Consider the following 13,420-nt stretch of genomic DNA (forward strand, 5'->3'; position numbering starts at 1 on the left):
GGGGTATGGAGGTTTTTGACGGACATTTGTACGTATCTTCTACCAGTTTCGTCTATCAGCTGGAAGATGGGAAGCTCTTGCCCGTTGATTTCGGGGATGATATTCCACGCACTTGTTATCACCTGAGCGCAGCTGATGGAATCATGTGGTCCATAGGGGCCAAAGATGTAATGGAGTTCGATGGTTCGGACTGGAAGCGAGTTTTACGAATTGACTAATCTGGGGTCAGCTTTGCCGAAACTCTCAATCTCGTGTCAAAAAATTACAATAAACCGAAAGAAAAAACATCGAAACCTTAAGGAGATATCGAACTTCTAAAAAAAACTATCAAATATAGATAGAAGCGGGTTTTTAGGCGGTTTAACATAAAAGCCTGAAGATTATATTTTCAATCCAACTATAAAAGACCAGATAGTAAGAGTTTGGGTCACAGATTTTTAATGGTATAAAAAAGGAGACAACCATTAAATAATGCCTCCTTAAGGATCGCGCTGGGATTCGAACCTGGTGTGAAAATCAATGCTTATTTATTATCTGGTTCTGTACTGCGGTAATACACCCAGTCGAAATACCGATTCTGGCATATCTTTTAATTTAAGGCGAATATTCGTCAATTAGAGTAGATTTTTGGAAAAATCGTATCGAGGTGTCGGGTTCTCGATACATTTTTCTCCGCTTCGCTGCGAAAAACACTCGAACTGACGGAGCCAATTTGGTATAGGTTGAATATGGCGTTAATTCGGGTGGTTTTTCCACATAGTGAAAGAATTGTATAGGGAATTTAGTGTAAGCCTAAAGAGAAATATTCCCGATACAAAATTCTTTTCAGGATTTCACTTGAATAGACAGTCTCTTTAAAAAAGTGATAATCTATAATGAATCCATTTTATCAAATTAAGATATTGTAAAAAAGGGGGTTATCTCTCTTCCGAAAGAATTGACTGTTGAAAAAAGTAGAGCACGTTTTCCCTGATGATAAGAAATTTGAAGATCTGAAGCCTTAATTTTTCAAATAACAACAGATTTTAATATAAAATGCCTCAATGCAAATTGAGGCATTTTGTGACCGCAGAAGGACTCGAACCCTCACTGTCGGAGCCGAAATCCGAAGTTCTATCCATTAAACTATGCAGCCGTGTTCATAAGCGAATGGTCTCAAAAAAGACCTGTCAGTTATGATTTCCGACTGCGAAAATACTGATTTTTTTACAATTTATAAAGCCTGTAAAAGTTTAATTCCAAAATCATGTACAAAATAAATTATCTTTTGCCATGTGATCAACAGAGAATAGTATTCAATAATAGAAACGGGCAGATACAAATATTTAAAGATCAGTAACATTCAAAATAAATTTTGGACTTATATAAAAACATATTATACATTAGTGGATCAAAAAATTATGATAAATAAAATAGGGAACAGTCCTTTTATTTTTTTGTCGGTCAAATTTTTACTCAAAACAGGAACTTTAATACTCAAAATCCGTCACATGACCAAGCCGGAAACAGTTAGCGGTAATTAAAAAAAACTCACATCCACATATGGGAATTCTGGCAATATTTATAATTCTATCACTTTTTTTGATTTTGATATTTATAATAAAATCAAAATTCACTGTAGCCAAAAAAGTAATCATTATACTGTCATTCATTTTAATTTGCATTCTTTCAATATCATATATATTTATAACCGGTTTTGACCGGGGAAGAATGCCAAAACGCGAAGAATATGATTCCCTTGGAAAAATGCCTAAGGAAAACACCCGATATGATACAATTCATACCACAAACACCACCGACAATACAAAGCTTATAAACGAACTTAAATCAAGATTAGAAACAACAGAATTTACTTTTGAAGAGCGAAAAAGGAGGGAAAAATTTTCTTATAACAATTGTGAAGAAAACCGGATTAAATTGATTGAAGGAAATGGAGTAAGAGAATACTTCGCAAGAAGTAAAAAACCGGAAAAGGGCACAAAAAACTTTTATCCGGATTTTGTGATTCGGGTTTATGAATTTCCAACCAATGAAATTGCAGAACAAAACTTTGAAATACTTGAAAAAGCATTAAATTCAACAGGTAGGTTTTGTAACGGAAAATCACCACAAAAATTAGTGGTGAATGGAAATGAGGTTTTTCATTTGGGAACACGGGCAGAAATGTTTAAAACTTACACTGAAAAATATGGAGAAATGATAAAAAACTATCGCTGACAAATATTTTTTTGCCAGGCGAAAAAGTGTAAAATGATAACACCTATTTTTTCATTATACATGATCCGGAACTTATTTATAAATTATTTTTACGGTTTGAAAGGTTTATCGCCATTTGAATATTACAGCGTTCATAAGGTGTAGCATGTCCGGCGATCTTCCGGAATCCAAGTTTATGGTAAAGGTTTATTGCAGGTTTTAGCACAGTATTGCTTTCAAGGTAAACTTTCTTTGCCCCCAGATCCGCAGCCTTATCCAATACGGTTTGGCCCAGTAACCAGCCAATGCTTTTACCCTGCGCAATTGGTGAAACCGCCATTTTAGCCAGTTCAAAATCATGTTCTCCATCGTTCATGGCCATCAATGCACATGTTCCCACTGGTTCGTTATCCAGCAATGCTATAAAAATATGCCCACCTTTGTCCAGGATATATCCTTTTGGATCTTCCAGTGATTGAATATCGGCTTGTTCTATTTTAAAATAGGATGATATCCATTCTTCGTTCAGCTTCCTGAATGCAGCCGCATATTGGGGCTCAAAATCTATGATCCGTACAGCATTGCTTTCCCGAAGTTTCTTCTGTTCAGCCACACGGCGGACTAATGTTTTCTGGTCCAGTAAAAACTCCCATTCTTTAATTGCCTCCCATAAATCATGAGTAGCCTGCGCAGATATTTCTTTAATTGCATTTTCAACATCCTGATACTGCTCCTGAATCTTTTCTTTATATTGTATTCCTTTCTCTGACAGAGCTACCATACTTCTCCTTCCATCTGAATTCTCTTTCTTTACAACGATACCTTCTTTAATCATTTCGCTGATGATCTTACTTACCGAAGGATGTGAGTGGCCTATTTCCAGCGCAATACCCGTTATAGTCTTTTCGTCTCCCTCTGACAAAGAATAAAAAACGGGAAACCATTTGGGCTGCATATCAATAGTATATAATTTATAAATTTGAGCTGAATCATCCGTAATTTTAGTAGTCAGAAGTCTTAAACGGCTGCCTATGCCTTTCAGCCCGATTGAGTTATAAAAATCCATAATAAAGTTAATTACGTAATTAGTTACATAAATGTAAAATAACTTTTTCTAACATGCAAATAACATATCAGCTTAACTTCAATTAGTATTCAATGAAATAATCCTGTTTTATTCTTTATTGGCTTATAAATTGATATTATAAAATCTGTTAAATTTTTTGATTACGGATGAACAAATTGATTTTAATTTTCTTTTTATGTGGTTTTTTCTTTTTAAATGCACAGGAGAAAAAAGATTCCCTTTATTACAAAATAGAAAAATTTTCGGATAAGAGAAAAGTGACCAAATTCATTCATCGTTTTATATTTCGGAGGGAAGCAGATTCGGCTTCTGTTAAAACAAGAACTGAAAAGCTGGCTCAGGAAACTTATAACGGAAAATACATCAGAAACATCAGGATAGAAACCATTGACCCGTTTGGATACGGCTCCAAAGACAAAAAAGAAAAATCCAGATGGTATGATTGGTTCACCAATCATCTTCATTCTAATACAAGAGTTTCTACGGTTAATAATTATTTACTTTTTCAGGAGGGTGAAGAATATAATGCACAAAAACTTTACGAATCCGAACGTTTACTGAGAACAATGCCTTTTATAAACAGGGTTAACATCAGTATTTCCGACAGTACTTCCACCAAAGATTCAATAGATATTGTTGTAAAGGTTCTTGATTCCTGGAGTCTGAAGCCCAGAGTCAGCTATTCCGGAAGTAAAATTGGTCTGGGAGTCACCGAAGAAAATGTATTGGGATTGGGACACGAATTGAATGTGCTTTATAGAAACGATTCCAAAGAAAGGCAGGACTATCTTCTGGGAAGTTACACAGCTTATAATCTTTTTGGTTCCTATATCAATGCCCAGGTTTTGGGAGAAAGGGATTTTTCGAAAAATGAAAGGATCAATTTCAATGTAAGAAGAGATTTCTTTTCACCATTGACGAAATGGGCAGGCGGTTTTACGTTTGAATATTTTATGCGTCATGTTTCGCTTCCGATAGAAACCGATACCACTTTCCCGGAAGTTCAGATCAAGGTGTACAGCCAGGATTTGTGGGGAGGTTATCAGATCCCCGTTTCATCTGATCCCACTGAGAAAATATCCAGCAATATAGCATTGATAGGACGATTTCAAAACTATCAATACAAAGACAGTCCCGGAATCGACCAATATCAGTATTTCAGTTCCTATAGCAGCTTTTTGATGTCTGTCGGATTTATTCAGAGAAAATTCTCGGTTCAGAAAAACATTTTTCAATATGATTTACCGGAGGATGTTGCTTATGGTAATTCGGTGAATCTTACGGCTGGACTTTTATCAAGAAGTAGTAAAATAATACCTTATGCGGGAATTTCTGCATCTTACGGTGACTTCACAAATATTGGCTATTTCAATATAAAAGCTCAGTTTGGAAGGTTTTTTAATGAAAACAGCCAGAACCGTGAATCTTTCCGCCTGGACGGAACCTATTTTACCCATCTTATGGATTGGAAGTTTGCCAAAGCAAGACATTTCTTTTCTCCGACTTTAGCATTAGGAAATCCGCAGCATAATTATACTTATAAAGACAGGATCAATCTTTCCTCGCCAGATGAATTTCCTGTTTACAATGCAGATTATATCGGGACCAAAAAATTAGTTTTACGATATCAGCTTCAGCTTTTCATCAACAAAACCTGGAAGAATTTCCATTTCAGCCCGTATCTGACTACGGCAGTCGGTTGGTTAGGAATGCCCGACGATAAGTTGTTGAAAACAAATATCAATACGAAAATAGGAATTGGTGTTTTAATTAATAACCCGTATTTGGTTTTCAACAGGATTCAGATTTCTTTTACCTATTATCCCCGCGTTCCTTTCGATAATAATTCGGTTTTTGATTTTAACAGCAACCGGAATAACGTATTACCAATGAACAGTTTTGCAACAGATATTCCGCATTTTGTGAATTTTGGAAACTGATGATTTAAAGACAGGCTCAGATTATAAAAATCCAAGCCTTAACTTTTTAACTTAAACACTTCGGGATAGCGTCTTAGTAGTAAACTTAGAGTCTGTTTAAATTTTATTCAATAAAAATTATACAGAAATAATTACTAAAGAAAAATATTCCTCTCTAAGATTAAGGAGATTTTAAAAATTCAAACAGCCCCTTAATTGATGGTGGAAACAATTCCCCCATTGATGTAATTGGTTGTACCCGTCATCCAGCGTGCTTCAGGTGATACCAAAAATAAAGCTAAACCTGTGACATCCTGAATATTACCAATACCGCCGTCGATAGACATAGATTTAAGCCATGCAATATTTTCATCCGATTCCGCAGGGTAAAAAAACTAAGTATCAAGCGGTCCGGGTGCAATACAGTTAACCGTTACACCGCGACTGCCTAATTCTTTAGCAAGCGATTTGGAAAAATGCTCCAGTGGTGCCTTACTTCCTGCATAGCCGGCATAAGTAGGAGCGAAGGCAGCTACCATAGTGGTTACGAAGCTTAATATCCGCCCATGATCAGCAATCTTTTGTGAAGCTTCTTTCAACAGAAAAAACGCTGCTTTTGCATTAACGTTGAAGAGATCATCAAACTCTGACTCTGTAAAATCGGCTAGGGGCTTGCGTATGATTTTGCCTGCTGTATTAATAAGAATATCAACTTTCCCAAATTTGGCAATTGCAGCATCAAAAAGCTGTGTAGCCTGCTCCGGCCGTGTTAAATCAGCCTGAAACGCTATCGCATCACTGCCGTACGCCTTCACGGCAGCCACAACTTCTTCTGCCTGCCCACGCTTTGAATCACTGTTATAATGGACAACAACCCTGGCTCCTTCCTGTGCCAGTAATTCTGCCAATGCACGGCCAACGTTAGCTGACGCACCCACTACAATAGCCACTTTATCAACAAAACGGCGGGCTCCTGTACTGGTTGCTGTTGGATAATCAGTTAAATTTGAATTTTTCATTATTTATGTATTTTGTTTTAGATTACGAACAAAAGATATAAAATCTGTTCTACAGGAGACAGGGAACTATGTGGTGATTTCCGAATATATTACAAATAAATTGGACGGTAATTTATTCTTTGTCGTTGTAAAAGTTTGTTGAAATAGGAGTAATCCGGTTGTCTTTTTGAGAATGTGCTGATAACATTAGCTATACCTTACCTGATATCGCTTACTATATTTATTCCAAATATATATTCCTGCAACAAAACTGAGTATATTCTTCCCAATATCAGTGTGATGTACTAAGTCAATCATTTGGAGCTTATTCATTAAATCATATGTTTTGTCCAGCATTTGTTTGAACTGCTCAGTATAGATATCGTTAAATGCCTCTCCTGTTTGCCGGCATTTGATCAGAATCCAATTACCGGGATCTTCATCTTCTATTTCCTTCCAAACGGAAAGATGATCGTTCATCAATACTCCCCATTCATCAATATCAGACATAAGATCGAATGTGAGATCAAATTCTTTACGGCCAAACCTGTCTTCCAGTATCCATATTGCATAGGTATACATTCTCGAAAGAATCACATCTCTGCGGTTTTCGAGGTATTCATCGCAAGATAATGACCATCGGTCTATTATGTTTTCAGTCCGGCAGCCTTCGAAAAACTCAACCATGATCGATAGGTAATGGTCTCTCAGATAATCATCTGCTCCGGATAGAAATCCGTTCATTGCTTTTATAAATTCGAGGATGCTTGTCGGCAGAGTGGGATCAGGATTCAATGTTTTTAGACAATTGACTGCAAAATCTGTCATAAAAGTTTTATCAGAATGGGATAAATCATCTATATCAGCAAGGGTGACCGTCAGTATAAAATTAAAAAATAATTTATCATAATTCTTAGTGGTCGGGAAGAAATAAATTGGAACATACAGAAGGTCCTCATGGCACCGCGGACTTGTTTTTTCATACTGTTTGAACCACTTTATAAACCTGCTTCTTAAAGGGAGGTGATATGGATTTATTTTGAAATGTTCAGCCAGAACGATTTCAACAGGATCTTCAAATGAAGGATCATAACTTTTAACTTCATTCCGGGTAATTTTTCGCAGCTGTTCAAAAAAAGAAGAGCTTGAAAACGGGTTGTCGTTTTGCATAAATATGATATTTATAGGGTTAAATTTTGAATTTTGATAAATTTCAAGGATGCTTATATTTCAGTGAAATCCTTTATATATATGATGGTGAATCGTTTTATTGTATCAAAAGGCCATTATCTTTATATCATTATTAACCTTACATATGGGCTGGGGTATTCTGAGTGTGCAGTGAGGAAAGCGTTAATTCAGCAATTGTTCGGTGTATTTTTAGCGTTGATAAAGAATGCTTAATCTCTTTTCCGGGCAGCCGGAGGGTGCTGAATTTTTCATTGTTCAAAATCTCCTGGCAGGGATTAATTACGAATACGAATATAAAATTTATTTTCTTATGTTCAGCATCAATCGCCGTTTTCGGGATGAAAAAACTTTGAAAATGTACTTAAACAGCAAATGAAACGGCATACACTCTAAGATTAATCGAAGCTTATAGAAGTAGAGCATCAGTAAACATTATATTCAATTTATGACCATATTCGTTAATGTCTTTAGAATGATAATTGGTTTTCCGACGGAAGTCTTTTGATGACAATTGATATTCTTATTTACATGTGTTTTTTTCTGAAAATATTACAGACGTATTTTCTTCAGGGAATAAAAATAACCGACTTTCGCGGGCCAATATCAATGAATATTACCATTATCCGATATATTTTCAAGGCTAATGATCTGAAATGTCTGTTGCATTCTTCACTTAGTTCCTTCATTTAGTTGTTACTCAAGTAGGTATTAATACGTGAAGTTCTGAAAACAATACCAGATATAAAACAGTTCCTCATTTATCCGGAATAAAATGCAGCGTAGGTCATGCTGCAAAATAAATTCCGATTAGGTAATAGAAAACACATATAAAAAAACATTTAAAATGAAAAAAAGTATCATTCTCTTAGTTGCTCTGACAGCCTCTACAGTGGCGTACTCTCAGATAGGCATTAATCATGAAAACCCGAAAGCAACCCTGGATATTGCTGCAAAAACAACGGGTACCCTAACAGCAGAAGGTATCATCGCTCCGAGATTATCAGGAGACGATATCAAAGGAAAAGACCTGCAATATGATTTACCTCAAAAAGGAGCAATTGTTTATGCAACATCAGCAGTTTCGGGAATCCCGGCTGGAAAAACAATGAACATCACATCAGAAGGCTATTATTATTTTGATGGTTTAAATTGGATTAAGTTTGGAAGTGGAGCAGCGGTTCCTGGTACAGATGACTGGCATACTACTGGTAATGCAGGCACTACTCCGGGCACTAACTTCCTGGGTACTACAGATGGACAGAGCTTAATATTTAAAGTAAATAATCTGAATGCCGGCCGAATCAGTTATTATGCAGGGGGGCCAAATCCGACAGGTAACGGAGGGCAAACCAGTTTTGGATATTTAGCAGCAACAGGTAATTCTGGACCTGCAGTGACGGCTATTGGAGATAGAGTACTACAAAATAATCAGGGAGATCGCAACACAGGACTCGGATTCTATGCCTTAACGGGAAATACTACAGGGGCTAAAAATACCGCGTTGGGTAGCTTTGCTTTATCTCAGAATATTACAGGAAATGATAATGTAGGAATTGGATTCAATACATTTCAGAATTCTGGCACCAATAATAACAGGAATACTGCGGTAGGTTCTATTGCAGGTTTCGGCATTATCGGTAGTGATAATACTATAGTAGGATACAACGCAGGACAAGGCAGCAATAGTGACAAAAATACATTAATAGGTTCTTTATCCAATGTAAGCACCAGTGGCCTGACTAATGCCACAGCCATAGGCTATAATGCAAAAGTAGGACAAAGCAATAGTCTTGTGCTGGGAGGTACAGGTGCAGATGCAGTAAATGTGGGAATCGGGACAACTACGCCGGCGGCTAAACTGGATGTGAGCGGAACATTCAAACTGGTTGACGGTACACAGGGTAACGGAAAAGTGCTTACTTCAGATACCAATGGTAATGCCAGCTGGAAAAGCCAGACAATCAATACCGTTCTTGGAGGTAAGGAAATCGGCTGGAACGGAAGAGATATTCCTACTACACAGGGATTTCAAACTGCCGGTAATCAAGGTAAATTTCTTCATACCGGAGCGTATATTGATCTGCCAACAGGAAAATGGGCAGTTAACGTTACGATGTTGATGAGATCCATCGGAGATATTTCTACAGCTGTAACTAATTCTGATTCATCTTATTGGCTGAGAACGACTTTTACAACAAGTAATGCTGATATAGTGACTATTACCGGGGTGCCAACATATATCCAGGGGAGTTATCTGATTAGTGGTAACCTTCCGGGCAGATCTTTATACAGTTTGGTACAGGGTACAATCGTAATTAATAATACTGCGGCTGCTACAACAAGGTATTATTATGTAGCAGGAGACAATCACGTTATTGGTCTTGTAAAGGATTTAAGTCTGTTTGGTGGTTTTAAATGGCAGGAAGATCAGATTGTTGCCTATAAAATTGACTAATGAGATAAAGGAGCTGCCGTCTTTTGCAGACAAAGCTTTTCAGATCATATAAAATACAGAACTATACCTCCCTCTATTAGCCTAACAGGAAATAATAGAGGGAGTTTTATAAATTTAAGGCCAATGATTTTCATTATATTTGTTAAAAAAATAGAATAAATGAAATTTTTTTTATCAGTCTTATTCATATTCCCAACTTTCTTATTTTCCCAAACATCAGCGGTTATTTTAAACTGAAAAATTCAGATATTCAAAATAAAAAATTTAAGCGAAATCCAAAAACGTTCAATGCTCTTTTGAATCTGACAAAAAAAATACGTTATGAAGATTTACAAACATTAAAAAAGATACAAATTGGTAACTCCGAGGCGAAAATCGGATTAGACTTATTTTTAAGCCCTTCCTGCGGATATTGTCATAAAGCTTTTGAAGAAGCCTATCATTTATACCTGAAGTTTCCGAAACAATTAAAGCTCTCCATCTGCTTTAATATAAATGCCGAAAACGAAAATAATCCTTACCTGTTAGTAGCAAAAACAATTATTCAGGAATATATTTCTCATGGAGATAAGCCGGCATTAGAAATATTAATAGACTGGCATATTAATAAAATTACATTGGAGGATTTTATAAAAAAACATAAGATTGATATCTCCGAACAGGCAGATGCGGTTATTATTTCACATTTTAACTGGTGTAAAAACAATGATTTAAATTATAGTCCCATTCAAATTTTTCTTCAAAAATTAATGCCCAATGAATATACAACAGAAGATCTAAAGTATTTTATCAATGAAATATCTTCAGCCCAATCTTGATAGGGCTACTCTCCAGTAAAATCTAGTATAAATAATTTTGTGCGATGAATAGAATATCAAAAACAAACAAAATGAAAAAAATACCGATTTGAATTTTTTCGTTCGAGGATTTAATTCCGATGAAAGAAAGGCTGATGTGCAATATATTTCTTACCGGATAAGTCCAGTGCAGCGACTGAAAATAGGCCTTGCCTTTTAAAAGAGAATCTCCAAAATCTACCACAAAAAGAAGTATTTGAAACATAAAAAACCAATTTTTCCTGGAAAAAAAGTAGTCTTTATAATTTTTGTATTCGTCTATATTATCAGGGAAAATCAGAACGCATAATACATAGTATAATGTGGTATAGACAATTAGAAATAAATAGGCTAAAAAATTCCAGCTCTGAACAGTTTCAAGCCGGTGCTCCCACCACCAGAAAAGAACAATTAAAATGAAAATATAGCTCACCCAGCACAAATGCAGCCAGTAAACAGATTTGCTTTTTTGGGGATGATCAATTAATTTGACCGTGTTTTTCAGTAATTGAGCCACTCCAAAGCCCAAAATCATACTTATGATAACCCTGATGTGGGAAAATGCATCCATAGTGTACTTTGTTTATACAGATCTTAATTATACATTTACTTATTCAGCGATAAACATCATTAGAGCTTTTAGAACTACTATTCCCGTCAAAAACAACTGTATTACCATAAGCGTTGCCTCTTCGTCATAAGAATCAATATTAAATAAACCTTTGCTATTCCTTTTTATACATCATCCGGAGTGTATATAGTTCCTTCCGGGCTCCATTTCAGTGTGCCGGACGTTATGGTGGTATTGAAATTCTCGCCGTGATATCGTTTAGAAAGCCTGTGCCATTTCTCATTGCCTGCCATGTAATACTGCTGCCCTTCAATAAACCGGCGGACATTATCTGAAATATATTCACCACTTGCAAACCATTCGTCTTTTAAGTCAATATAATCCTTCTGAAGTTGTTCTATTTCATCACATAACTTATCTATAGCCTGTTGAAAGGTCAATCCTTCATTCAGGATAAATATGGAAACAGCATGATGAAGATTTTTAAAAGTACCTTTATATTCTTTAAACAGGGAAAAAAGGTCATTGATAAATGCTACATGAAGTGTCCCTAGTTTTTCCAGTTCCTGCAGCTTAGGGTGAAAGTATTCTTCATTTGTGAGTACTATATCATATAAATATTCTACCATTAATGTGCAGGGAATAGAGGCTATACTTTTCACTCTGTACTCTTTATACTGCTGTAAGGTGGTGCTTTTCTCCTTGCCGCTCATCTGGGCCTGGAGCATCGCATTTTCCATATAGCTTTTAAAGCTGTTGATATAACGTTCCCTTTGTACAGGTGACAAATCATTCATAATTTTTCTCATGGTACTATAGTTTCTTCGCATATAAATTGGGATATTTGGCATCCTCATCAAAATAGTACGAAGTGCTTTAATATGCCAAGGAGCACCATCTCTTATTGTATCTACCAATTTTATAGCCTTCTTCCAAAGTTTAACTATCTTTTCAGTATCAGCCTTTCCGTCTCCCCAGTCTTCATCTGCATGATCATCCATAGTAGAAAACATTTGAAAAAAATAAAATGTTTTTTTAAATTTATTCAAATCTTTGGTCAGAGGAAAAGACAATGCAAGCCAATAGCTGATGTCGCTGGAAATGGTATGCTGATATGCCTTTGTTCCTTTTTTGATGCCGCTTTTTTTTGTTGCCCATTCTATAAGTTCTTTGCTTACCTGTTCGTTATACAAAGGGTAGCATTTATACTCCTGTTTATCTTTAAATTTACGAAGATAAAATTGCAGCGGTTCTTGCTCTGTTGCAAAATCCGTATAGGTACTTTGTTCATTTAGGAGTTCTGGCGTATTCATGGTTTTGGTGTTTTTTTAATTTCACATAAGGCTAAGATTTACCTGTAAAATGTGGCAGTCATTAACCTCTGAAACTGGTTGAGGGCATTTATGAAAATGTATTAAAAAATATATGAGTATCTATCTCATGGACGGAATCTCTGCTTCTAAAAATATAGCTCAATATATAATTTAATCCTTAAATGTCTGAATCAACAGACTGATAATCAATTGTTTTTTTTGTATTTTATTTTCAGGCTTTTCCGCTATCAGTGGTCAGCGGCAGACATTGATTTAAATAATCAGCTCTATATTAGATAGGCAGTTTATTGTCTGAAAAACAGGGTAGGTATTGAAGCTGTTAAAGGCATTTACCTTTCTGTTGAATTAGGAAGTAAATTTTCATAAATCATAATTTGATGTTTTCTTTAGATTTAGTTTAATGCTAAAATAAAAAATTATTTAATGTCTCCTAATTTTATTTCACGCAAAAATGACATCAGCATAACTACAGCCTCTGTAATTGAATTAATGCTGGTTTTAAACGTTCGGAATGGATTTAATTCATGTATGAAATTCGGAATTTATTGTTTTTTTTACCGATTTTCTGTTTCTTTTTAAAGGCAGAATTTCGATTTCAGAAAAGTTAATCAGCCGAGATTGGAATATTAAGAGGCTGTTTAAATTTTTAAAATCTTGCAGATTACACAGATTTTTATAACTGAAATAAGTCTGCAAAATCTCTTTAATCTGCAAGAGTAATATGTTTTTTAGTAATTATTTATCCATCATAATTTTTATTGAATAAAATTTAAACAGGCTCTAACTTTTTTACTATAGAATTTTTACAGAAAATCTTTGATTTTCTTGCGCCT

General features: G+C 35.5%; 8 protein-coding genes, 1 tRNA gene and 2 pseudogenes. 5 read left to right on the forward strand and 6 right to left on the reverse strand.

What is annotated here, in order from left to right:
- Positions 1-218, forward strand: a pseudogene (locus IX38_RS23305) (hypothetical protein); the annotation flags it as partial.
- An 845-nt stretch (positions 219-1,063) separates the two neighbouring features.
- Here IX38_RS23305 and IX38_RS21325 read toward each other — a convergent pair.
- Positions 1,064-1,135 (reverse strand) — tRNA-Arg (locus IX38_RS21325).
- A gap of 407 nt (positions 1,136-1,542) precedes the next feature.
- On the opposite strand from IX38_RS21325, the gene IX38_RS21330 reads away from it, so the two are divergent.
- Positions 1,543-2,217: a hypothetical protein gene (locus tag IX38_RS21330; protein ID WP_228378018.1), complete on the forward strand. Its 675-nt coding sequence runs from the start codon at positions 1,543-1,545 to the stop codon at positions 2,215-2,217.
- A 76-nt stretch (positions 2,218-2,293) separates the two neighbouring features.
- Here IX38_RS21330 and IX38_RS21335 read toward each other — a convergent pair whose 3' ends face one another.
- Positions 2,294-3,262, reverse strand: a complete 969-nt coding sequence (locus tag IX38_RS21335; RefSeq protein WP_034708061.1) for a bifunctional helix-turn-helix transcriptional regulator/GNAT family N-acetyltransferase — start codon at positions 3,260-3,262, stop codon at positions 2,294-2,296.
- Between the two features lie 167 nt (positions 3,263-3,429).
- Here IX38_RS21335 and IX38_RS21340 point away from each other — a divergent pair, with 167 nt between their 5' ends.
- Positions 3,430-5,223: a hypothetical protein gene (locus tag IX38_RS21340; protein WP_034708063.1), complete on the forward strand. Its 1,794-nt coding sequence runs from the start codon at positions 3,430-3,432 to the stop codon at positions 5,221-5,223.
- Between the two features lie 191 nt (positions 5,224-5,414).
- Here the strand turns inward: IX38_RS21340 and IX38_RS21345 are convergent.
- Both IX38_RS21345 and IX38_RS21350 read right to left on the reverse strand, forming a co-directional pair.
- Positions 5,415-6,221: pseudogene (locus IX38_RS21345) on the reverse strand (SDR family oxidoreductase).
- 186 nt (positions 6,222-6,407) lie between these two features.
- Positions 6,408-7,370 carry a terpene synthase family protein gene (locus IX38_RS21350; protein ID WP_034708064.1) on the reverse strand — a complete coding sequence of 321 codons (963 nt, stop codon included), beginning with the start codon at positions 7,368-7,370 and terminating at the stop codon, positions 6,408-6,410.
- A gap of 865 nt (positions 7,371-8,235) precedes the next feature.
- Here IX38_RS21350 and IX38_RS22220 point away from each other — a divergent pair.
- Positions 8,236-9,846: a hypothetical protein gene (locus IX38_RS22220; protein ID WP_051884993.1), complete on the forward strand. Its 1,611-nt coding sequence runs from the start codon at positions 8,236-8,238 to the stop codon at positions 9,844-9,846.
- Between the two features lie 296 nt (positions 9,847-10,142).
- Positions 10,143-10,664 (forward strand): hypothetical protein, encoded by a 522-nt coding sequence (locus IX38_RS21365; protein WP_034708066.1) that lies wholly within the window; start codon positions 10,143-10,145, stop codon positions 10,662-10,664.
- Positions 10,665-10,686: 22 nt separating this feature from the next.
- Here the strand turns inward: IX38_RS21365 and IX38_RS21370 are convergent, their stop codons facing one another.
- Positions 10,687-11,253 (reverse strand): hypothetical protein, encoded by a 567-nt coding sequence (locus tag IX38_RS21370; protein WP_034708068.1) that lies wholly within the window; start codon positions 11,251-11,253, stop codon positions 10,687-10,689.
- Positions 11,254-11,417: 164 nt separating this feature from the next.
- Entirely contained in the window at positions 11,418-12,566 is a 1,149-nt protein-coding gene (locus IX38_RS21375; protein WP_034708069.1) for a terpene synthase family protein, read from the reverse strand.
- Between the last annotated feature and the right edge of the window lie 854 nt (positions 12,567-13,420).

It is taken from the genome of Chryseobacterium luteum (genome assembly GCF_000737785.1).
GTDB lineage: Bacteria > Bacteroidota > Bacteroidia > Flavobacteriales > Weeksellaceae > Chryseobacterium > Chryseobacterium luteum.

Bases quoted from the DNA above. Each gene is read 5' to 3' on its own strand.
- IX38_RS21350 (WP_034708064.1), bottom strand. From the start codon at position 7,370: ATGCAAAACGACAACCCGTTTTCAAGCTCTTCTTTTTTTGAACAGCTG.
- IX38_RS21340 (WP_034708063.1), top strand. From the start codon at position 3,430: ATGAACAAATTGATTTTAATTTTCTTTTTATGTGGTTTTTTCTTTTTA.
- IX38_RS21330 (WP_228378018.1), top strand. From the start codon at position 1,543: ATGGGAATTCTGGCAATATTTATAATTCTATCACTTTTTTTGATTTTG.
- IX38_RS21375 (WP_034708069.1), bottom strand. From the start codon at position 12,566: ATGAATACGCCAGAACTCCTAAATGAACAAAGTACCTATACGGATTTT.
- IX38_RS21335 (WP_034708061.1), bottom strand. From the start codon at position 3,262: ATGGATTTTTATAACTCAATCGGGCTGAAAGGCATAGGCAGCCGTTTA.
- IX38_RS22220 (WP_051884993.1), top strand. From the start codon at position 8,236: ATGAAAAAAAGTATCATTCTCTTAGTTGCTCTGACAGCCTCTACAGTG.
- IX38_RS21370 (WP_034708068.1), bottom strand. From the start codon at position 11,253: ATGGATGCATTTTCCCACATCAGGGTTATCATAAGTATGATTTTGGGC.